Here is a 20,672-nt window from a genome sequence, read left to right as displayed (position 1 = left end):
TCACCCCATAAATCCGAATAAATGTCCCGCCACTTTGCGCATCTGGATCTCCTCTGCACCTTCGGTAATGCGGTAGCGCCGATGGTGTCGGTAGATATGCTCGAACGGCTTATGGCGTGAATAACCAATCCCGCCATGCACCTGCATCGCGAAATCCGCAGCGTTGCACACCAACCGGTTTGCCTTGTAATTACACATGCTGACTTTGTCCGATAACCGCACCGCGACTTCAGGCTTGGTCATGCTGTCCATTTCGGCGGCGGTTTTGTAAATTAACAGGCGCAGCATCTCCGCGTCGGTTTGCAGTTCGACCAACGGGAACTGAATAGCCTGATTTACCGCAAGAGGTTTGCCAAATGGCTTACGCTCACGTGCATATTTCACCGCTTCATCGATGCAATATTGGGCCGCGCCGAGCGAACTTGCCGCTTGGCGAATGCGGTTCTCGTGCACAAAATGCTGCGCAACAGCCAGACCATTGTCCAATTCACCTAGGATCGCGCTCTCCGGCACCCAGACATCGGTATATTTAACCTTCGGGTGGTCGGTGGGCATATTGAACGTCCACATATATTCGCCGATTTCAAATCCTGGCGCATCCGTTGGCACGACGAAGCAGGTAATACCGCGCGCTTTGCCATCTTCACCGCTGGTGCGCGCGAAGGTCATAACATGTGATGTATAGGGCAGTCCGGTTGTCCACATCTTGTTGCCATTTATGCGATAGCCAGCAACGCCGTCACGCATTTCAGGCACCGCGCGCGTATCCATATGCGTCGCGTCAGAACCATGATCTTCTTCGGTCAGGCCGAAACTCCACCCCATTTTGCCCTCGAGCATCGGCGGAATAAACGCGGCCTTTTGCTGCGGCGTTCCAAAATCACGCAGCATCAAAACCTGCACGAGATTGCCGACAATGCTGCTTTCGTTCTGCAGGTCGTTATGCAGCCCTAAGCCCTTATGGGCCAAATGATGCCGGATGACCGCCATCGCCAGATTAGAACCATTTCTCCCGCCAAATTCTTCCGGGATCGCAAAGCGATAATGCCCAGCCTTGTCCGCCACCTGCCGCATTTCGGCAAGCAATGCCCACCAATCAGCACGCGGATGCCCGTCATTATCCCAATCGGTCCGCGCATTTTCGCGGCGGTGGTCAAAGAAACGTATATTGTCGTCGCGCGCTTCAATCGGTTTAATCTCCAGATCAATGAACGCATCAAGTTCGGCCAAATAGTCGGTAATCTCTGTGGGAATTTCGAAGAGCATTAGATTGTCCATTTTTTTCTGGCCGCGGCCAAGCCTGAATATTTGGGTTGGTCAGCCGCAAGCTTGGCGAGCGATTGCGCTTTTAAGTGCGCCAGCAGCCCCGGGGTATTGAGCGATTGTCGGCCCGCCAACAATGCATCGGAAAGCGACTTATCATGCACATGTAATGGCGCAGTCGCTTCGCGCTGTAACATGCCCAGTGCGTTCACCGCGACGGCAGCCATGAAACGGTCACGTCCCTTAGCCTGTGGTTTGATATCAGTCTCAATCCAACGCGCGAGCGCCTCCAGCATTTCTGTTGCGGATGGTTCCCCGAGCCGACGAGGCGCTGCAGGCGACGGCAGCGTAATTGGGCTACGTTCGGCTTCCGGCGCATCCTCTTCCAATAGCATCAGCAAATCAATTTCGGTTTCCGAAGTCCGCCGTCCAATGACGGCACGCTCTAAGCCTTCGTCGAGACCACTGCGCCAGATATCGGCCATTTGCAGGCAGCAGACGCCCCACCACAATGTCGAATAGATAAGCCACCAACGGAAGCGTTCTGGTTCGACCGATGTACCGCTCACGCCTTCATAGGCGGCAAAAAATTCGTCCAACGGGCCAATGCCAAATGCGGGTCGGTCAATATATCCAAACCGCCAGCTGTTAATGCAGCCAAAGGCGAGGTCCTGATGTCGGTCCCCCAGATGCGCCAATTCCCAGTCGAGGACAGCCGCGAGTCCATCAGTATCCACCATGATATTGCCCATGCGAAAATCGCCATGCAGCAAGACGGCGGGAACCGGCGAAGGCAAATGGTCCTCAAGCCATTTAAACGCGAGCGCCATTACTGGGCGATCGCCACCAAAGGTGATGAACCGTCCCCGCAACTCGGCCAGTAAGCTCTCCGCGCTGGTTTCAGGAAGCTTAGGCAGCGTATCAGCCCCCACCGCATGGATTGCAGCGAGTTCGCGTGCGAAATCGTGCAACAATCCCGGCGGAGCGTTCGGCAAGATTTTTACTGGGTTAACCTCTGCCTCCACACGGCGCATCACATAGCCGGTTCCGAGATTATCAGCAGCGCTTACCTCACCCATTATTTCTGGCGCCTTCACGCCCGCCGCAAAGGCTGCTCTAACGACAGCCGCCTCCACGTCATGGCCATAGGTTCGGCCTGCCATCATGTCCGCAGATGGTGATCGCCGCAGCACATATCCCTGCCCCGCATAATCAAACGACCAGCTTTCCATGTTGGCGCCGCCTGTCAGCCGGACAAGGCTTTCAACGTCGTCGGCTCCCCCGAACGCCCGCCGCGCAAAGGCCGTGACCAAAAGGGCGATGTCGTCGCTCAAACGGGACGCCCCTGCCAATATGCAAATATCCCGTTCTGTAACTGCCGGATATGGGCTTGCGCCTGTGGCCCCGTCCATTCGCCCTGATAGTCGGTGCGCCCGGTCCACCACCCTTGCCCCGGCAGGCCGTCGCCTTCGCGCACCACCAGCACGGCAAGCGCGGGCCGCCCTTCGGCAAGTGTTATCTGGTCAATCTTATCCAACGTCTTGCACACCGCGCGCATCTTTGGCCGTGTAAACCGGAAACCAAGGTTCAGCAGCAACTCAGAATAACTGATTGCCCGGCCATCGCGCGCGCATTGCTCGAGAATTGCCTTAATCCGCGCAACATCGTGCAGCGCGGAAACATCCGCCGCGGGATCGCTCAGAAATTCTTCAAGGACAGGGTCCAAAGCGGCTCCTACAAATAGTCGTTGCGCATATTATTCATAACGTCGTGGAATTCTTCCATGACTTCATCGATGATTTGTTTCGAAGGCTTCACCGTATCAATGCGTCCAGCAACTTGTCCCGACAGCGCGATCGCAGCTTCCATGTCACCGCCAAAATACAAATCGAGCACGCCGCGCATTTCACCCATGATATTGTCCGAAGGCGTCACATCCAGCTTTTCCGTCCGGTCGGTACGCAGCGCACGCAACGCAGGGCCCGGGCCGTGCCGGTTCAGGAATAGCGTGTCGGTTTCCTTGGCGTTGATGATCGCGTCTTTCCAGTTTTGATGAACTGGGGATTCCGCCGCGCTGACCATCCGCGTGCCCATTTGCACCGCTTCTGCGCCAAGCGCAAAAGCCGCCGCCATCGTCCGTCCGCAGACCATTCCGCCAGCCGCGACGATCGGCACGTCAACCTTGCTCCGGATGAGCGGCAAAAGGACCATGAGTGCAACATCTTTGGGATTTTTAAACCCGCCGCCCTCGCCGCCTTCGACGACCAGGCCATCGACACCAGCCTCAATCGCCTTCAACGCGCCGGCCAAAGTCGGCACAACGTGAAATACGGTTAGCCCCGCAGCCTTCAGCGGACCGCAATATTTATTCGGGTCGCCTGCCGACGTCGTGACGAATTTTACGCCCTGATCGACCACGAAATCTACGATACCGGGATCGCGGACAAAGGCTTGCGCAATGTTCACGCCAAAGGGCTTATCGGTCAGTTCGCGCATCTTGATAATCTCTGCGCGCACTTCCTCCAATTGGCCGGACGACGTTTCAATGATGCCAAGTCCACCGGCATTTGAAACGGCCGAAGCCAGTTGCGCCCGCGCGATCCAGCCCATGGGCGCCTGAATGATCGGATATTCAACGCCAAGCAATTCGGTGATGCGGTTTTTAATCGGTTTCATGATGTCAGCGTCCAATCTGGCTTGTGCGGATGTTGAGTTGGCCGGCGAGGCCTGCTTTGCGATGAACTTCAATCGCCCGATATTCCGGGGAGGACATCATTTTCTGCATGGCCGCCAGCGACGGATATTCGACCAGCGCGACCATGTCCCAAAGCTCTTCAACCTCGCCAATCATCAGGCCAGTTACAGGCCCGGCATAAATCTGCCTGCCATCGACTGCGGCGAGACATGCCTGAATAGCCTTGCCATAACGGGCATAAGCCCTAGCGCCACTGAGGTCAGCGTCGCTGCCATCGGCATATTCTGCGGTCTCTTTAAATTTCAGAAGGTTGACCATCACAAAGGGGCCATTTTCAGGCCCTCCGAAAAAGGACGTGATTTGCTCCCTGCCCGGAAAAACGGCGTTTTCTACCCGCATCGTTGTTCGCTCCCCCTAATTTAATCATCTGCTTAAATCACAGGAGGCATGTTGTAAAAGCGAATATGTGCTGGTCGCCACATTGCCGTGATGACAATAAGTTTGACGGCCAATATGCGCGGTTAAGACACGATTTTCATATGCGAACCGGGTGCCGATTGGGTCGCCATCTTTTTACCTAGCCCTTGAAACACGGCATCCACAATCACGGCCAACTTCGTAACGCTAAGCTTCGTCGTTCCGATGTAAAAAAGTATGTCGGGGTTTGTATAGCAATGCAGCATTTGGTTGATGAGCGACACCGCCTCATCAATAGATAGCCCTTGGAAATAGCCTTGATCCATTGCTTCGGCCACGATGATCGCAAGATAATGGTCGCCAAGGTCCACGTACCCGCGGACCACTTCGAAATGCTGCTGACCAATTTCCAGATAGCTTTTTAACAGCTCGGGCTCGGCCTCATACTGCTCGACCGAGGCCAAGTAGCGCCGGGCAAAATATTGGTACATTTTGTCGCGAACCGGCAAGTCGGACTCGGTTACTTCGACCATGATACGGATTTTTTCCGCGAAGAAACGCTCGGCTACAGCCTCTAACAACGCTTCCTTATTGTCGAAAAAGCGATACAGATTTGACGGCGACATACCCGCCGCCGCGGCCAAATCCGTCATGGAAATATCGACCGACCCGCGTTTGCGAACAAGGTCATCGACGACTTCAAGCAACGCAGTTCTGCCGGCTTCTATATCAGTTTGTGGCCGCGCCATTCTGCTTCCTGTATTATAACTGCATAACAGTTTTATGATATAACGCCGATTGTTTCATTTTTCAACGTGATCAAATGTGAACTGTCCTTGCATCGCTGGCGCTGTTGCAATCTCATTTTGATCAACAAGTCCCGACAATGTCAGCCCAAGCAGGCGAACACCCATTTCGACGGGCAAAATCTGGTCCAACAGCGCATGCCCCAGCGTCGCGATTGCCGAACGGTCAGATAGTATGTTGCCAACCGTCCGCGACCGTGTGACGGTGCGAAAATCGGAATAACGCGCCTTTAAGACCAGCGTCTTCCCTTGGGCCTGATTACGGTCGATACGATCCCAAACGATCTCGAAAATATCGTCTAACGCTTCGCGTAATTCTTCCTCGCTGCGTTTATCTTCGAAATAGGTGCTTTCAGCGCCAATGGATTTACGCACCGCATTGGCGTTGACGGGACGGTTGTCGATCCCGCGCGCGGCATGAAACAAATAAGCGCCCCAACTGCCAAAATGCTGCGACAGCCAAATCTCGTCCTTTTGGGCAATGTCTGCACCCGTGTGCACGCCCAACTTGGCCATTTTTTCAGCCGTGCGTGGCCCCACACCGTGGAACCGCCGCACCGGTAAGCTTGCGACAAATTCCGGTCCCTGTTCGGGCAATATCACGCACATGCCATCAGGTTTATTCTGGTCACTTGCCAGTTTTGCGATAAATTTATTGTAGCTCACGCCAGCGCTTGCGGTCAGTCCGGTTTCTTCGCGAATGGCCGCGCGAATGGCTTTCGCAATTTTCACCGTCGAACCAATGCCCTGTTTATCGTGCGTAACGTCAAGATATGCCTCATCCAAAGATAGCGGCTGGATTACATCGGTGTGCCGGGCAAATATCTCCCGAATGTGACGCGACACGGCCTTGTACGCCTCAAACCTTGGCTTCACGAAAATAAGGTCCGGACATTGCCGCAATGCGGTCACCGAAGGCATGGCCGACCGCACGCCAAATGCCCGTGCTTCATAGCTTGCGGCGGCCACAACGCCGCGTTTGGACGATCCTCCGACGGCGACCGGCTTACCGCGCAGTTCGGGATTATCGCGCTGCTCTACGCTGGCGTAGAACGCATCCATATCAACATGGATGATTTTGCGTATCTCTCCGGTGTCGGCAACCATATAACCGAATGCTTACGGCCCAACCGCCGAACGCAATGCCTTGCGGTCGAGCTTTCCGATCATGGTTTTTGGCAGGACGTCAAGGATGGTGACACCTTGAACCCGTTCATGCTTGCCAAGACGCGGGTTCAGCCACGCCGTCAATGCGGCACCATCGTCCGTAGCGCCATCGTGCAACGTCACAAATGCGCGCGGTACTTCGCCAAGATACGCATCCGGCACGCCGATAACCAAAGCCTCTTTGACCGATGGATGCTTGTAGAGGACATCTTCGACCTGACTTGGGAATACCTTGAAGCCGCCCACCGCGATCATGTCTTTCAACCGGTCAACAATGTGGATGAAGCCGTCTTCGTCGATGGTCGCAACGTCGCCTGTACGCAAATATTTGCCCAGAAATACCTCGGCATCCGCATCTTTGCGGTTCCAATATCCGCACATCGTCTGCGGACCTGAAAACACCAATTCGCCCGGTTCACCGTCCGGCGCTGGCTTACTCGGGTCTTCCTTGTCGACCAATTTTACATCGGTGCCCGGAACGGGTTGGCCAATACTGCCGATCTTGTTGATACCTTCATACGGATTGCACGACACAACGCCTGAGCTTTCGGTTAGCCCGTAACCTTCGATCACGACTGCACCCGTTACCTTTTCGAACCGCTCTTTCAGTTCCGCCGCCAAAGGTGCGCCACCCGAGATACACGCGCGCAAGCTGGTGAAATCGGTTTTCGCAATATCGGGGCAGTCGAGCAGTGCCTGATACATTGTCGGCACGCCGGGCAATGATGTCACCTTCGTGCGGTTAATGGCCGCCAAAGCAGCGCGCGCCTCGAAACGTGGCAGCATGACAATCTCACCGCCATTGGCGACAGTGCGATTGAGCACGGTTGCATTGGCAAATACGTGGAAAAACGGCAACACACCCAGAATACGGTCATCTGCGGGGCGATTGGGCTCGTTCACCACGCTGTGCGGATCAAGCATGTTAATCTGCCGCGCGTTCGCGGTTATGTTCTGGTGGCTGAGCATCGCACCCTTTGGCGTGCCTGTCGTCCCGCCTGTATATTGAAGCTGCGCAATGTCTTGTTCCGGCGCGCAAGGCTGGACAGCATAATCGCCATCATTTGCGATCAGCGCCGCATAATGCGAAATTCTGCTGTCGTCGGGTATTGCGGCAATATCGCTGCGTTTCAGCAACCGATAGGCCCAGCTTTTCGCCTTGGGCAATGCTTCGGCGACGCTGCCGACAATAAGTTCCTTCAGGCTGCTATTGTCCAGAACCTTGATAGCGGTCGGCAGCAATGCCGCAGCTGAAACGGTGAATAAAATAGACGTACCGCTGTCCGCCACCTGATGCGCCAGTTCATCAACGGTGTATAAAGGCGAAAAGTTAACCACGGTCGCCCCGGCGGCAAGCGCGCCATAATAAGCCGCGATATATTGCGGGACGTTCGGCAGAAAGAGACCGACATGGTCACCCTTGCCAATACCTTTATCCTGAAGACCACGCGCCACGCGCCGGACGGTGTCCGCCATATTGGCGTAGCTATATTTACGGCCCATGAAATCGGCGATTGCCGCACGGCCCATCCGTTCGGCGGACTGGAAAAACATATCGTGCAAGGCCAACGGCGCAAAATGTTGGTCCCATTTGACAGGATGCAGGTAACGACTGTTCCAGATATTTTGGGTCATGCGCCCTTTATGCCGCGTGATACCATCCAACACCATCGCGGATTTCACATTTTATCCGACCGGCAAAGTGCAGGTAGCGCAAATGCGCCTGCGCCTCACCCGTGGCCAAACCGTAAACCGTTTCATCAATTTCCCGGTCGAACAGCAATGCAAATGTATCGACGGCGCGCATTTCTGTTTGCCGCAGGGCAGCTTCCAACTTGTCGAGCCGTTCATGGTGGCCGGACGCCAGCTTATCCAAACGGACATGCACCCCGGTAAACGGCTCCCCATGCGCGGGCAGGACCAGCATATCCGCAGGCAAGGCCGCACGAAACTTTGTAATGGAATCTAGCCACTCACCCAGCGGGTCCGCATTGGGCTCACTATCCATGACAGAGACATTTGACGTGATACGCGGCAAAATCTGGTCACCCGCGATGATCATGCCATTGTTGAAATCGACAAGGCAGGCATGTTCAGGTGTATGTCCTCCGCCTGTCATCACGGTCCAATCCCGTTGCCCCACGCGGATGACTTGTCCGTCGTCCATGCGGACATGCCCCGTCGGTAGGCGCGAGACAGCACGTGCAAATCCGCCCCAACCGCGCTTGCGCACCGCTTCGATGCGTTCCTCGTCAAAACCCGCAAAACGCCGGTTGTTTAAGACATCTTCAGGCGGCTGATCCGCCTGATCTGCAACGAGCATCCGTGCCATCAACCATTCGGTCCGGTTCATCCAGACGGGGACCTTGAACTTGTTGGAAAGCCATCCCGCGCAGCCAACATGGTCGGGGTGGAAATGGGTTACGAAAATCCGTTTGAGCTCGCGGTCAGCCAAATTGCCTGCGAACATCGCTTTCCACTGTTCAATGGTCGGCGGCATGAAAAGGCCGGTGTCGACGAGCGCATAGCCGGCCTCGCCCTCGTCCAATAGCCACAGGTTGATATGCGCCAGATTGCCGGGCACGGGCATACGCGTCCAGCCAATGTCCGGCGCGATGGGGTAGATTTCGCCATAAGCCGGGGCATGATCCCCCAAGGGGTATGTTAGCCCCTTAAATTCTTTTGCTTCAAATCCGTGGTCGGCAAGCGACGCGTCATAATCAGGGGGTGCTTTGGTAGCCATAGCCCACCCGTGCCTTAATCAAGCGATTAAGGCAATGACGACGTCGTGCTTATTCGCCCGCTTTTTTGAACAAAGTATCGGCTGTCAGCTCTGCCTTTTCAGTGGTTTCTACTTCACCGTTGAGAGCTGCTTCCGCGCGGCGTGCCGCTTCGGTACGTTCTGCGCGCAATTCTTCGATCAGAGCCTCACGATCCGAGCCAAGGCGCGCATCATTTGCCGCAGTGTTATCAATGCCTGCCTTTTTGGCGGCACGATTGACGATGGCATCAAGTTCGCGTTGCGACGTCAAACCAAGCGTGACGGGATCCTTTGGCTGGATTTCAGCAATGTTCCAGTGGCTGCGATCGCGAATGGCGGCAATAGTGTTGCGCGTCGTTCCGATCAACTTGCAGATGGCGCCATCGGAAATTTCCGGATGATTGCGCAACAGCCATGCAATGCCGTCTGGCTTATCCTGACGCTTCGAAACTGGCGTGTAGCGCGGTCCCTTTGTGCGGCGCACCTGATCCGGGCCCTTGGACATTTGAAGGACATAGTCTTCATCTGCCTGACCCTTTTCGATTTCTTCCATCGACAATTCGCCAGCGTGCACTGGGTCACGACCGGTGTATTTCGAGCCAGTCATGTCATCGGCCATAGCCTGAACTTCAAGAATATGGATGCCGCAGAACTCGGCAATTTGCGAGAAGCTCAAACCAGTATTGTCGACCAACCAAGCGGCAGTCGCATGTGGCATCAAAGGGGTGGCCATGTCTTTTGCTCCAATAATAAGGGCCGCCCCTTACGGAGCGGCCTGAAAATCTTGAACAGCGCATTAGGCGAACTTTGCCGCATCGGCAAGCGGCAATGCGCGTGGGGGCTTGCACATTGCCCGTCTGGCATGCAATCCAGCAACGGATTGGGGAAAGAAATGAAACGTCTTATCAAATGGCTCGTTATTGTGCTCGTGATCGCGGTGGCCGCGGTCTTTATCTGGGGATATGCGCCCGATACCGATGCTGCAGCGATGGAAACCAAATATAGCAGCAGCGCATCGCGCTTTGCTGAACTGGAACCCGGACTGCGCGTTCATTATCGCGATGAAGGCAATCGGGACGGCCGTGTTCTTGTCCTCATCCACGGATCGAACGCGTCGCTGCATACGTGGGAGCCATGGGTCCAGATATTGGGCAAGGAATATCGTATCATTTCGATGGACCTTCCCGGCCATGGTCTTACCGGGCAAAATCCATCCGGTACCTATGACAGCGCGACGTATGTCGGGGTCGTCGACAGATTGCTGATGCGGCTTAATGTCAAAAAGGCCATAATCGGCGGCAACTCAATGGGTGGCGGCGTCACATGGATGTACACACTCACGCACCCCGAAAAGGTCGAAGCGATGTTGCTGGTGGATGCCAGCGGGCAGCCTTCGGCCAAATCTGGCAATATACCAATCGGTTTCCGTTTGATGCGGATGCCGGTTATCAAAGAGGCCGCGCGCTTTATTGCCCCACGCAGCATTTTTGAATCCAGCGTCAAAACATCGATGAGCGTTCAATCGAAAATCGACGCAAAGCTTGTCGACCGCTATTGGGAGCTTAACCGCTATCCTGGCAACCGCGAAGCAACCATGAAGCGCTTTGCCAACGTGCAAAACATGCGCGGTGGCAACACAGAGAAGCTGGCGGCCATCAAGGTGCCTGCGATGATCATGTGGGGAGAAGAGGATAACCTCATCCCCGTAAGTGCTGCGCGGTGGTTCGCAGACGCCTTGCCGCAATCCAAGCTGATTATTTATCCCGGCGTCGGCCACATCCCCATGGAAGAAATTCCGGAGAAGAGCGCTGCCGATGTAAAAGCATGGCTGGATGGCTTACCGCCACCAGCCGCTTAGAGTCAGGACCTAAACTTCGAGCAGAATTTTGCCGACATGCGCGCCGGATTCCATATAGGCGTGCGCGCCAGCAGCATCGGCCAAGGGAAATATACGGTCCATTTCGGGCCGCAACGCGCCATCGCATACCATTGGCCAAACGGTTGTTGATATTTCCTGCGCCAGCAAAGCCTTAAACTCTTTTGTGCGCGGGCGTAACGTTGATCCGGTCAGCATCAACCGGCGGGACATGATATAGGCCATATTGAGCTCAGCGGTCATCCCACCTTGAACGGCAATGGTCACATGACGGCCATCTTCGCGCAGGCACTGAAGATTGCGCGCAACATAACCGCCTGCGACCATGTCGAGGACAAGATGCACGCCCGCGCCGTTGGTAATCGTTTTTACTTCAGCGACAAAATCTGTGCTGTTGTAATTTATGGCATGATCCGCGCCGATTGCCTTTGCGGCGGCGCATTTTTCGTCCGACCCGCAGGTCACAATGACATTGAGATCAAACAATTTGCCCAATTTGATCGCCATGGTTCCAATGCCGCTTGTGCCGCCATGGATGAGGACCGTTTCGCCGGACGCCGCGTAGCCGCGTTCAAACACATTGTGCCACACGGTGAACAGCGTTTCAGGCAATGCCGCGGCTTGCGCCATTTCCATGCCCGCTGGAACGGGCAAGCAAACGTCGGCGCGGGCGATGCAATATTCGGCATATCCGCCGCCCGATACCAACGCACATTGGCGCGTGCCCAATAATTCGCGGGACACGCCCGCACCGACCGAAACAACAATGCCCGATACTTCCAGCCCGGGCAGATCGCTCGCGCCTGGCGGCGGCGGATATAGACCCTTGCGTTGAATGACATCGGGTCTGTTTACGCCGGCAAAGGCAACCTTCAAAAGCAGCTCACCATCGCCAGGGCTTGGCACTGGCCGCTCTGCCGCGATCAATACTTCAGGGCCACCCGGCGTCGAAATTTCGATCGCCGTCATCAATTCAGGCAGTTTTTCCATGTGTATTGCATCCCCATGTCAATTGAGATGCCTTTTAGGGAAGCATCATATTGACAGCAACAGCTCATGGGTAAAATATAAACCATGGAAATCGACGACAATCTACCGTTACGCCGGGACGACCCGCTCAATACTCTTGTTAAGCAAGATATTGATTCCCTTTCTGTTGCAGAACTTGAAACCCGCATCGCTGCATTGAAGGCAGAAATTATGCGCTGTGAGGGTAAGATAGCCTTTGCCAGCAAACATCGCAGTGTTGCCGACGCTTTGTTCAAAAAATAAGCAGCAGATGGCGCGAACCGGTCCCACACGATTAAGAAACTGGGGATGAAAACCGTTATCTGACTCATGTTGCTTGAAAGCAAAGAAGGCCGCGCCGATATAGAGTTCAAGCGACAGCGACTCATTTAAGGGAGACGATAACATGCCATCATTTGCGGAGTCGCTGGAAGCAACGCTTCACAACGCACTGAAACACGCAGGCGACCGTGCGCATGAATATGCGACGCTTGAACATTTGCTGCTCGCGCTCATCGATGATGCAGATGCGGCAAAGGTCATGCAGGCATGCGGCGTCGACCTGGGCGAGCTGTCTGACATCATCATCACCTATCTCGACACCGAACTGGAGAGCTTGCGGGTCGAAGGCAAGGTAGACCCCTCCCCCACCAGCGGTTTCCAACGCGTCGTTCAGCGCGCGATATTGCACGTGCAAAGCTCGGGCAAAGATGTCGTGACGGGCGCGAATGTTTTGGTGGCCCTGTTCTCCGAACGCGAAAGCTACGCCGTCTATTTCCTGCAGCAGCAGGATATGAGCCGCCTCGACGCGGTTTCCTATATCAGCCACGGCATTGGCAAGGACGGCAAACTTGCCGAGCCGCGCCCAGTTACTGGTTCTGAGCAAAAGGGCGAAGAGCCCGAAGATACAAAGGCAAAGAAGGACAAGAAAGAGGGTGCGCTTGATCAGTTCACCGTCAATCTGAACGAAAAAGCCAAGCAAGGCCGCATTGATCCGCTGATCGGCCGTGCGGCTGAGGTTGATCGCACCGTGCAGATTTTGTGCCGCCGGTCGAAAAACAACCCATTATATGTCGGCGAACCCGGCGTCGGCAAAACGGCCATCGCCGAAGGTCTTGCGCGGCGTATCGTTGAAAAACAGGTTCCAGAAGTATTGTTGCCCGCGGTGATTTATTCACTCGATATGGGCGCGCTTTTGGCCGGCACCCGCTACCGTGGTGATTTCGAAGAACGGCTAAAGGCTGTGGTGTCCGAACTCGAAAAGCTGCCCGACGCGATATTGTTTATTGACGAAATCCATACTGTTATCGGCGCGGGCGCAACCAGCGGCGGCGCGATGGATGCGTCCAACTTGCTGAAGCCAGCTTTGTCCGGCGGCACCATTCGCTGCATCGGTTCGACGACGTATAAGGAATTCCGCAACCATTTCGAAAAAGACCGCGCCTTGCTGCGCCGGTTCCAGAAGATTGACGTCAACGAACCAAGCATTGAGGATACGATCAAAATCCTCGCTGGCCTGCGGTCTGCATTCGAAGAGCATCATAAGGTGAAGTACACGCCAGAGGCCATTAAGGCAGCGGTTGAACTGTCATCGCGCTATATCAATGACCGCAAGCAGCCCGATAAGGCCATCGACGTCATTGACGAGGTTGGCGCGATGCAAATGCTGGTTGCACCATCAAAGCGCCGGAAGCTCATCACTGCCCGCGAGATTGAGGCTGTTATCGCCACCATCGCCCGCATCCCGCCAAAGCAGGTGTCCAGCGACGACAAGACTGCCCTCGGCACGCTTGAGGCCGACCTGAAGCGCGTTGTGTTCGGACAGGACAAAGCGATTGAGGTGCTGGCCAGCGCCATCAAGCTCAGCCGTGCTGGCTTGCGTGACACCGAAAAGCCCATCGGCAGCTATTTGTTCAGCGGCCCCACGGGCGTCGGCAAGACCGAAGTCGCGCGTCAGCTCGCCTCCATTCTTGGCATTCCGCTTAAGCGCTTCGACATGTCCGAATATATGGAGCGCCACAGCGTCAGCCGCCTGATCGGTGCGCCTCCGGGCTATGTCGGTTTTGACCAAGGTGGTTTGCTGACCGATGCCGTCGACCAAAGCCCGCACAGCGTATTGTTGCTCGACGAAATCGAAAAAGCGCATCCTGACCTGTTCAACATCCTGCTTCAGGTCATGGATAATGGCCGTCTGACCGATCATCATGGCAAGACCGTTGATTTCCGGAACGTCATTTTGATTATGACAACCAACGCGGGTGCCAGCGACATGGCCAAAGAAGGCATTGGTTTCGGCAACAACATCAGCAAGGAAGATGCTGGCGACGAAGCCGTCAAAAAAATGTTTGCGCCGGAATTCCGCAACCGTCTGGATGCAACCGTGCCATTTGGCTATCTGCCAACGGACGTTGTAGCGCGCGTTGTCGACAAGTTCATTCTGCAGCTTGAATTGCAACTTGCCGACCAGAATGTGCACATCAAACTGGACGACGAAGCGCGCGCATGGCTCACCGAACGTGGCTATGACAAGCTATATGGCGCACGGCCAATGGGACGCCTGATCCAAGAGAAAATCAAGCAGCCGCTTGCGGAAGAGCTTCTGTTTGGAAAACTCGTGCATGGCGGCGAAGTGGCTGTGCATATGAAGGACGGCGCACCAAGTTTTGAAGTAACGCCCGCTGCACCCAAGGCTACAAAGCCTAAGGCACCGAAGAAAAAGGTCGTGAAAAAGGCCAGCAAGGCCGATTGATGCGCCTAATTCTGCCCGACTGGTAGCAGTTGGGCAGAAGGCCCTATACCGTTAAATAATTCGGGCTCGGTTCCGGTCATCCAGACCTGCGCGCCAGTTTCGGCCAGTAACGCAAACAATGCAGCGCGTCTTGACGGATCGAGATGCGCTGCAACTTCATCCAGAAGCAGGATTGGCGGTGCCTGACGCTGCGCGGACACAAGGGCGGCATGCGCGAGGATGAGCGATAGCAGCAACGCTTTTTGTTCGCCGGTCGAACACTGCTCCGCCATTTGGCCGGAATCCTTATGTATGACGTTAAGGTCCGCGCGATGTGGACCAACCAAGGTGCGCCCGGCGGCGGCATCACGGCTGCGGCCCTGACGCCAGATCGCGGCCAGATCCCCCTCTGCTGGACCGGCCTTATCGACAAGGCTGATCAGCGGAACCGCGAACGGCCCCGAAGGCGCGCTTTGCAATTGGTCGCGCAAGGCATCAACCAAGCCGGTACGCGCAGCTTGAATGGCGTAAGCACTGTCGGCCATCTGCTGTTCGATTGCGTCCAACCAAAGTGGGTCAGCGGGCACCGTTCCGGACAACAGCTTGTTGCGTTGCTGCATGGCCTTTTCATAGCGGCTGCTGTGACGGGCATGCTGAGGACTGAGTGCCAGCACAAGGCGGTCCAGAAACCGACGACGCGCGGCTGAACCATCGGCAAACAGGCGGTCCATCGCGGGCGTAAGCCAAATAACCGAAAGCCATTCCGCAAGGCTGTTAATGGACGCGTTGCTTTCGTTCACGCGGACTTTGCGGCGCTCAGGCTGCTGCGCGCTCACGCCCGTTCCAATGACATTCCCCGACACTTCAGCGACGATGGCAAATCCCCCGCCACCGCCAGCGCGGACCATATCCGACATCGCAGCGCGGCGAAGGCCGCGCCCCGGAACCAACAGCGAAACGGCCTCCAGGATGTTCGTTTTGCCCGCACCATTTGAGCCATGAAGCGCAATGAACTGCGCATTGGGACGGATCTCAAGCGCGGCATGGTTGCGAAAATCATTCAAGGACAGGCGGGACAGGACCATATAACGTGCCTGCTATAGTGGCCTGTTCCGGTCAAGCTGCTTGTCGGAAAATCGCCAAACCAAATATTGGTATTTTTTCCCAACATATGAAATTGTTTCACGCCCGCTCGTTACCAAGAACAGACCTAACTATATGATTTTATGAAAAATATCTAATTTGGCACAACCTGTGCAAATTATCCCGCATGGCCGGAATAGTCCGGTAGATTTTACAGGAACGTCACATGACACAATATGCACGCACCCAAATCCTTTCAGCCTTTGCCGCTGTACTTTGCGCGGTCATCACCATCGGCATCAGCATTGCACCAGCCTTAGCGCCTGCTGCAGCTATCGTTGCCTAAACAGATTAACACAGTTCAAAACAAGGGAGTGAAGACATGGCACGTTTAACATTGGACAAAACCAATAAGAAAATTCTCGGCGTATGCGCCGGATTGGCCAACTGGTCCGGCATAGACGCGATGATCATTCGCCTAATTTTTGCGGTCGCGACCGTGGTTGGCTTTGGCTCGCCCGTCCTGATCTACATCCTGCTGGCGATGATACTCGACTAAATTTGATTATTTCGCTACCGTCTATCGGAGGATCCGGAGATCAGGAGCCACCGATGGCCGGGGACGTTTTTGACAGCCGTGGACATGAACACCGCGCATTTACGCGTAACGGCGTCTCCATCACGGCAAGCGTCTGCGAACACGGCGGGCGTTGTCGGACCTAGCCAACCTTGCGCACAAAAACCGACCCCGCCGAATATCCAGCCCCAAATGAACAGATGAGACCAAGGTCACCTGCTTTCAGATCCTGATTATGCTTGTGGAATGCGATTATGGAACCAGCGCTTGAGGTGTTGGCATATGTGTCGAGAACAGTTGGGCTCTCGTCCTCAACGGCTTCATGCCCGAGCACCTTTTGCGCGATAAGCCGGTTCATCCCGGTATTGGCCTGATGCAGCCACAAGCGGCGCAAATCTGACCCCGACAGGCCCAGGCTTTCTGCGTGCTCAAGGATCATTTGCCCAACCATAGGCACGACTTCCTTGAAAACCTTTCGGCCTTCTTGGACGAACAATTTGTCGTTGCGCGGCCCGCTTTGATCGACAGGGCCATTGCCATCCGCACGATTTAGAAATCCGAAGTTGTTGCGGATATTGTTTGAGAACTGGGTTTTCAAACGCGTCCCCAAAATTTCCCAATGCTGTGCTGGCGCCAAGTCCTTCGCTTCAACCAAAATGGCGGTTGCCACGTCACCAAAAATAAAGTGACTGTCCCGATCGCGCCAGTTCAGATGGCCGGACGTGATTTCGGGATTTACGACCAATACAGAACGTGCGTTGCCGCTGCGGATATAGTCGGCAGCCGTCTGGATGCCAAAGGTGGCCGAAGAACACGCCACATTCATATCAAAGCCGAAACCGCGCTGCATACCCAATTCATGCTGAATTTCGACCGCCATCGCAGGATAGGCACGCTGCATGTTGGACGCGGCGCACAAAACTGCATCGACGTCGGCAATGTCCCGGCCAGCGTTGGCCAATGCGTCCCGGCATGCCGCCACACCGATTTCCGCCATAAGCGAAATCTGGTCATTCGGACGCTCTGCGTATCGCGGCTCCATAATGTCCGGATCTAATATCGCGGTTTTGTCCATGACATGGCGCGACTTTATGCCGCTGGCCTTTTCCACAAACTCAACCGAGCTGTGCGTCAGTGGCTCTGCATCGGGATGCGCTGCATTATACCGATCGGCATAAGCGTTAAAGCTGGCAACAAGCTCCGCATTGCTGATGGTATCGGTTGGCGTGAATAATCCAGTGGCTGAAATGACCGGTATGGCGCCGTGCGCTGAATGCGACATGTTTTTTCCCGCTTGTTTTATAGTTACGTCCGCGTGCCTAGCGCTTGCGTATTTATGAAACAAGACGTTTGAAAAGCTTTGTAACGCAGTTATGGAGGCAATGGGGGAGGAAGACAAAATATGTCTTTGAAGGAACGTCAGCCTAGCTGGTTGTCCCGGCTGGTCAGGCGGGTATTGGTCGGAATATACAAACGCGGCGGATGGCATGCCCATGGCGTCGTACCCGAATCGCGTAAATTCGTGCTGATTGCGGCGCCACACACCAGCAACTGGGATTTTGTGTATTTTCTGGGGCTAACAAATGACCTTGGAATAATGCCGCATTTCATGGGAAAATCTTCTCTCTTCCGTTGGCCATTTACGAACTTCATGCTGGACATGGGTGGCGTCCCGGTGGACCGCTCGTCGAACAAAAATTATGTTCAGCAGATGATTGACGAATTCGGCCGCAGAAAAGAATTCATGCTCACTATTGCCCCTGAGGGCACACGGGGCAACGTCAAAGCGTGGAAAACGGGTTTTTACCATATCGCCATGGGTGCCGGCGTGCCGCTGGTCGTTGGCATGATGGATTATCAGTCAAAATCCGGTGGCCTAGGGCCAGAGATTTGGCCCACGGGTGATTATAAGGCTGACATGAAAAAGGTCGCCGAAATTTATGCTTCTGTCGTGCCGAAATACCCTGCGAAAGGGATGACCGGCATTTTTGCAAAGGATGAAACATGACAGCTATTGGTCAAACACTTGCAATCAACGCGACTGCCCTGCTTGCAGTCATCCTCCTGCTCTGGGCGTATTCGGTCAAGATCCGCGATGTTTCGTTCATTGACGCATTTTGGGCGTTCGGAATGGTGCTGCTCGCGTGGGCAAGCTGGACGCAATCCGATGCACCGGGCGCGCTTTCGCATGTGCTGCTTGGCTTGACGACATTGTGGGGGCTGCGGCTTTCGCTGCATTTGTGGACACGTTGGCGCGCGCATGGCGAAGATCCGCGTTATGAAAAAATCATGCGCAGTGTGATGGAGAAAAAGGGCTGGAGCTGGAGCAAAACGTCGCTGCGGTCAGTTTTTCTGACCCAAGCCCCATTGCTGTTCATCACCTGCCTGCCCGCACAGCTTGGCATCGCATACAGCGATGGCGCGAACACAGCATTAGGTCCGCTTGCATTTGCCGGCGCGATTATTGCTATCATCGGCATATTGTTTGAAACCATTGGTGATGCGCAGCTCAACGCATTCCGGGCCGACCCAGCCAACAAAGGCAAGGTGCTCGACACGGGCCTATGGCGCTATACCCGCCACCCCAATTACTTCGGCGATGCCTGCACATGGTGGGGGATCTGGCTCGTCGCGTGCGAGACTGGCCTGCCGGGTTGGATCAGCATCATTGGCCCGATATTCCTGACCTTCACGCTCACGCGCTGGTCGGGCAAGCCGATGCTAGAATATGGCATGAAGAAAACGCGGCCAGGCTATGCGGAATATGTCGCGCGGACCTCTGGCTTTTTCCCGCTGCCGCCAAAGTCGCGCTAAGCCGTTAAAGGCGGGCGCGGGTTACGCTCATTCAAATGCCCTGAATCAGGCGACAACGCCAAACAGGTCGTGCTCGTCGGCGTCTTCGATGTCGACCTGCACAATGTCCCCCGCCTTTAAGCTAGGTGGAACGTCACGCAGATAGACATGGCCATCGATCTCCGGCGCATCGGCTTGCGACCGTCCGGTCGCACCAACACTGCCATCTTCATCGGCATCCCCAATCTCGTCGATAATGACGGGGATATTGCGTCCAACCTTTGCGGCAAGCTTGGCCGCGCTAATCGCCGCCGTCTTTTCCATAATCCGCTGGAACCGCTCTTCCTTCACCTCTTCAGGAACAGGGTTTGGCAGATCGTTCGCTTGCGCACCTTCAACCGGTTCGAAACGGAAAGCCCCGACCCGGTCCAGCTGCGCTTCGTCCAACCAGTCGAGCAGATATTGGAAATCCGCATCGGTTTCGCCCGGAAATCCGACCACAAAGCTTGACCGGATAGCGATATCGGGCGCGATGCTGCGCCAATTGCGGATGCGCTCCAGCACCTTCGCTTCATTGGCGGGGCGCTTCATGGCTTTTAGGACATTCGGCGCGGCATGTTGAAACGGGATATCAAGATATGGCGTCAAATAACCTTCGGCCATCAACGGAATAACGTCATCAACATGCGGGTAAGGATAGACATAATGCAGCCGTACCCAAGGCGCGAGGCCTTCGCTCGTCCGCAAGCTGCCCAATTCGCGGGCGAGGTCAGTCATATGCGCGCGCACCTGACGTCCCTTCCAATCGCGAGGTTCGTGCCGCGTATCAACGCCATAAGCAGACGTGTCTTGCGAAATAACCAAAAGCTCTTTGGTGCCCGCGGCGACCAGCTTCTCTGCCTCACGCAACACCGCGTCAATACGGCGGCTCGCAAGCTTTCCGCGCAACGACGGAATGATGCAGAAGGCGCAGCTGTGGTTGCACCCTTCGGAAATCTTCAAATAGCTATAATGGCGCGGCGTCAGCTTCAAGCCGCCTTCGGGCACCAGATCCACAAATGCACCGCGTGTAGGCGGCGCAGCTTCATGAACCGCCGAAACGACGGCTTCATATTGATGCGCACCCGTGATCGCGAGCACATCAGGGAAGCGCGCGCGGATGACGTCGGCTTCATTACCCATGCAGCCTGTGACAATCACGCGGCCGTTTTCCGCTATCGCCTCTCCAATGGCCTCAAGGCTCTCTTCCTTTGCGGAGTCCAGAAAGCCACAGGTATTGACCAGCACAACGTCAGCGCCGGCATAATCAGGCGACAGGCCATAGCCATCGGCGCGCAGCTTTGTGAGGATCCGTTCGCTATCGACCAGCGCCTTGGGACAGCCAAGTGATACCATGCCGACCTTCGGCGCTGCTTTGATTTGAGTTGCCATGATGGCGGGCCGCATAGCGGGTTTCGGCAGGCTTGTCACGGGCAGTATGGATTTGCGCTGTGCATCA

The 20,672-nt window shown here is 55.3% G+C and carries 20 protein-coding genes; 6 read left to right on the top strand and 14 right to left on the bottom strand.

Translation table 11 applies throughout. The annotated features are described in order from the left end of the window. The 10 genes from ACIQ5B_RS02510 to ACIQ5B_RS02465 all read right to left on the bottom strand — a co-directional run bounded on the left by ACIQ5B_RS02510 (nt 1) and on the right by ACIQ5B_RS02465 (nt 9,842). A complete protein-coding gene (locus ACIQ5B_RS02510) occupies nt 1–1,266 on the bottom strand; it encodes an acyl-CoA dehydrogenase family protein (RefSeq protein WP_397597638.1) in 1,266 nt (421 codons plus the stop codon). Then, on the bottom strand, nt 1,266–2,597 hold the full coding sequence (locus ACIQ5B_RS02505; RefSeq protein WP_397597637.1) for a phosphotransferase family protein: 1,332 nt from the start codon (nt 2,595–2,597) through the stop codon (nt 1,266–1,268). The genes ACIQ5B_RS02510 and ACIQ5B_RS02505 overlap by 1 nt, the downstream gene beginning before the upstream one ends. Then, nucleotides 2,594–2,989, bottom strand: coding sequence for a ribose-phosphate pyrophosphokinase (locus ACIQ5B_RS02500; protein WP_397597636.1), 396 nt, complete (start codon nt 2,987–2,989; stop codon nt 2,594–2,596). The genes ACIQ5B_RS02505 and ACIQ5B_RS02500 overlap by 4 nt, the downstream gene beginning before the upstream one ends. A gap of 8 nt (nt 2,990–2,997) precedes the next feature. Next, nucleotides 2,998–3,939, bottom strand: coding sequence for an NAD(P)H-dependent flavin oxidoreductase (locus tag ACIQ5B_RS02495; protein WP_395628817.1), 942 nt, complete (start codon nt 3,937–3,939; stop codon nt 2,998–3,000). A 4-nt stretch (nt 3,940–3,943) separates the two neighbouring features. Beyond that, nucleotides 3,944–4,357 (bottom strand): DUF1330 domain-containing protein, encoded by a 414-nt coding sequence (locus tag ACIQ5B_RS02490; protein ID WP_397597635.1) that lies wholly within the window; start codon nt 4,355–4,357, stop codon nt 3,944–3,946. A gap of 122 nt (nt 4,358–4,479) precedes the next feature. Beyond that, entirely contained in the window at nt 4,480–5,124 is a 645-nt protein-coding gene (locus ACIQ5B_RS02485; protein WP_397597634.1) for a TetR/AcrR family transcriptional regulator, read from the bottom strand. 54 nt (nt 5,125–5,178) lie between these two features. Then, a complete protein-coding gene (gene dinB / locus ACIQ5B_RS02480; RefSeq protein ID WP_397597633.1) occupies nt 5,179–6,288 on the bottom strand; it encodes a DNA polymerase IV in 1,110 nt (369 codons plus the stop codon). Nucleotides 6,289–6,300: 12 nt separating this feature from the next. Continuing rightward, nucleotides 6,301–7,983 (bottom strand): AMP-binding protein, encoded by a 1,683-nt coding sequence (locus ACIQ5B_RS02475; RefSeq protein WP_397597650.1) that lies wholly within the window; start codon nt 7,981–7,983, stop codon nt 6,301–6,303. A gap of 7 nt (nt 7,984–7,990) precedes the next feature. After that, nucleotides 7,991–9,091, bottom strand: a complete 1,101-nt coding sequence (locus tag ACIQ5B_RS02470) for an MBL fold metallo-hydrolase (protein WP_397597632.1) — start codon at nt 9,089–9,091, stop codon at nt 7,991–7,993. 49 nt (nt 9,092–9,140) lie between these two features. Continuing rightward, nucleotides 9,141–9,842 (bottom strand): DUF1013 domain-containing protein, encoded by a 702-nt coding sequence (locus ACIQ5B_RS02465; protein WP_397597631.1) that lies wholly within the window; start codon nt 9,840–9,842, stop codon nt 9,141–9,143. Between the two features lie 159 nt (nt 9,843–10,001). On the opposite strand from ACIQ5B_RS02465, the gene ACIQ5B_RS02460 reads away from it, so the two are divergent. Further along, a complete protein-coding gene (locus ACIQ5B_RS02460) occupies nt 10,002–10,967 on the top strand; it encodes an alpha/beta fold hydrolase (protein WP_397597630.1) in 966 nt (321 codons plus the stop codon). 9 nt (nt 10,968–10,976) lie between these two features. Here ACIQ5B_RS02460 and ACIQ5B_RS02455 read toward each other — a convergent pair whose 3' ends face one another. Then, nucleotides 10,977–11,975: an NAD(P)H-quinone oxidoreductase gene (locus ACIQ5B_RS02455; protein ID WP_397597629.1), complete on the bottom strand. Its 999-nt coding sequence runs from the start codon at nt 11,973–11,975 to the stop codon at nt 10,977–10,979. An 84-nt stretch (nt 11,976–12,059) separates the two neighbouring features. On the opposite strand from ACIQ5B_RS02455, the gene ACIQ5B_RS02450 reads away from it, so the two are divergent. Beyond that, a complete protein-coding gene (locus ACIQ5B_RS02450) occupies nt 12,060–12,257 on the top strand; it encodes a DUF1192 domain-containing protein (RefSeq protein ID WP_397597628.1) in 198 nt (65 codons plus the stop codon). Nucleotides 12,258–12,399: 142 nt separating this feature from the next. Then, nucleotides 12,400–14,742, top strand: coding sequence for an ATP-dependent Clp protease ATP-binding subunit ClpA (clpA, locus tag ACIQ5B_RS02445; protein WP_183940103.1), 2,343 nt, complete (start codon nt 12,400–12,402; stop codon nt 14,740–14,742). Between the two features lie 5 nt (nt 14,743–14,747). Here the strand turns inward: clpA and recF are convergent, their stop codons facing one another. Next, nucleotides 14,748–15,806 carry a DNA replication/repair protein RecF gene (gene recF, locus ACIQ5B_RS02440; protein ID WP_397597627.1) on the bottom strand — a complete coding sequence of 353 codons (1,059 nt, stop codon included), beginning with the start codon at nt 15,804–15,806 and terminating at the stop codon, nt 14,748–14,750. A gap of 380 nt (nt 15,807–16,186) precedes the next feature. On the opposite strand from recF, the gene ACIQ5B_RS02435 reads away from it, so the two are divergent. After that, on the top strand, nt 16,187–16,363 hold the full coding sequence (locus ACIQ5B_RS02435) for a PspC domain-containing protein (RefSeq protein WP_395635950.1): 177 nt from the start codon (nt 16,187–16,189) through the stop codon (nt 16,361–16,363). A 160-nt stretch (nt 16,364–16,523) separates the two neighbouring features. Here ACIQ5B_RS02435 and ACIQ5B_RS02430 read toward each other — a convergent pair whose 3' ends face one another. Beyond that, nucleotides 16,524–17,663: a beta-ketoacyl-ACP synthase III gene (locus tag ACIQ5B_RS02430; RefSeq protein ID WP_397597626.1), complete on the bottom strand. Its 1,140-nt coding sequence runs from the start codon at nt 17,661–17,663 to the stop codon at nt 16,524–16,526. A 120-nt stretch (nt 17,664–17,783) separates the two neighbouring features. Here ACIQ5B_RS02430 and ACIQ5B_RS02425 point away from each other — a divergent pair, with 120 nt between their 5' ends. Further along, nucleotides 17,784–18,389, top strand: coding sequence for a lysophospholipid acyltransferase family protein (locus ACIQ5B_RS02425; RefSeq protein ID WP_397597625.1), 606 nt, complete (start codon nt 17,784–17,786; stop codon nt 18,387–18,389). Beyond that, the gene (locus ACIQ5B_RS02420; protein WP_397597624.1) at nt 18,386–19,195 is read left to right on the top strand and encodes a DUF1295 domain-containing protein; all 810 of its coding nucleotides are present in this window, start codon (nt 18,386–18,388) and stop codon (nt 19,193–19,195) included. Before ACIQ5B_RS02425 ends, ACIQ5B_RS02420 begins: the two co-directional genes overlap by 4 nt. A 45-nt stretch (nt 19,196–19,240) precedes the next feature. Here the strand turns inward: ACIQ5B_RS02420 and rimO are convergent, their stop codons facing one another. Further along, on the bottom strand, nt 19,241–20,605 hold the full coding sequence (gene rimO, locus ACIQ5B_RS02415; protein WP_397597649.1) for a 30S ribosomal protein S12 methylthiotransferase RimO: 1,365 nt from the start codon (nt 20,603–20,605) through the stop codon (nt 19,241–19,243). Between the last annotated feature and the right edge of the window lie 67 nt (nt 20,606–20,672).

Source organism: Sphingorhabdus sp. (assembly GCF_044374345.1).
Classification (GTDB): Bacteria; Pseudomonadota; Alphaproteobacteria; order Sphingomonadales; family Sphingomonadaceae; genus Sphingorhabdus_B.
This window is presented reverse-complemented; position numbering and strand designations above follow the sequence as displayed.

Bases quoted from the DNA above. Each gene is read 5' to 3' on its own strand.
- ACIQ5B_RS02460 (WP_397597630.1), top strand. From the start codon at position 10,002: ATGAAACGTCTTATCAAATGGCTCGTTATTGTGCTCGTGATCGCGGTG.
- dinB (WP_397597633.1), bottom strand. From the start codon at position 6,288: ATGGTTGCCGACACCGGAGAGATACGCAAAATCATCCATGTTGATATG.
- ACIQ5B_RS02485 (WP_397597634.1), bottom strand. From the start codon at position 5,124: ATGGCGCGGCCACAAACTGATATAGAAGCCGGCAGAACTGCGTTGCTT.
- ACIQ5B_RS02455 (WP_397597629.1), bottom strand. From the start codon at position 11,975: ATGGAAAAACTGCCTGAATTGATGACGGCGATCGAAATTTCGACGCCG.
- ACIQ5B_RS02450 (WP_397597628.1), top strand. From the start codon at position 12,060: ATGGAAATCGACGACAATCTACCGTTACGCCGGGACGACCCGCTCAAT.
- ACIQ5B_RS02470 (WP_397597632.1), bottom strand. From the start codon at position 9,091: ATGGCTACCAAAGCACCCCCTGATTATGACGCGTCGCTTGCCGACCAC.
- ACIQ5B_RS02475 (WP_397597650.1), bottom strand. From the start codon at position 7,983: ATGACCCAAAATATCTGGAACAGTCGTTACCTGCATCCTGTCAAATGG.
- ACIQ5B_RS02465 (WP_397597631.1), bottom strand. From the start codon at position 9,842: ATGGCCACCCCTTTGATGCCACATGCGACTGCCGCTTGGTTGGTCGAC.
- ACIQ5B_RS02490 (WP_397597635.1), bottom strand. From the start codon at position 4,357: ATGCGGGTAGAAAACGCCGTTTTTCCGGGCAGGGAGCAAATCACGTCC.
- ACIQ5B_RS02435 (WP_395635950.1), top strand. From the start codon at position 16,187: ATGGCACGTTTAACATTGGACAAAACCAATAAGAAAATTCTCGGCGTA.
- ACIQ5B_RS02425 (WP_397597625.1), top strand. From the start codon at position 17,784: ATGTCTTTGAAGGAACGTCAGCCTAGCTGGTTGTCCCGGCTGGTCAGG.
- ACIQ5B_RS02430 (WP_397597626.1), bottom strand. From the start codon at position 17,663: ATGTCGCATTCAGCGCACGGCGCCATACCGGTCATTTCAGCCACTGGA.
- recF (WP_397597627.1), bottom strand. From the start codon at position 15,806: ATGGTCCTGTCCCGCCTGTCCTTGAATGATTTTCGCAACCATGCCGCG.
- ACIQ5B_RS02420 (WP_397597624.1), top strand. From the start codon at position 18,386: ATGACAGCTATTGGTCAAACACTTGCAATCAACGCGACTGCCCTGCTT.
- ACIQ5B_RS02510 (WP_397597638.1), bottom strand. From the start codon at position 1,266: ATGCTCTTCGAAATTCCCACAGAGATTACCGACTATTTGGCCGAACTT.
- ACIQ5B_RS02495 (WP_395628817.1), bottom strand. From the start codon at position 3,939: ATGAAACCGATTAAAAACCGCATCACCGAATTGCTTGGCGTTGAATAT.
- clpA (WP_183940103.1), top strand. From the start codon at position 12,400: ATGCCATCATTTGCGGAGTCGCTGGAAGCAACGCTTCACAACGCACTG.
- rimO (WP_397597649.1), bottom strand. From the start codon at position 20,605: ATGGCAACTCAAATCAAAGCAGCGCCGAAGGTCGGCATGGTATCACTT.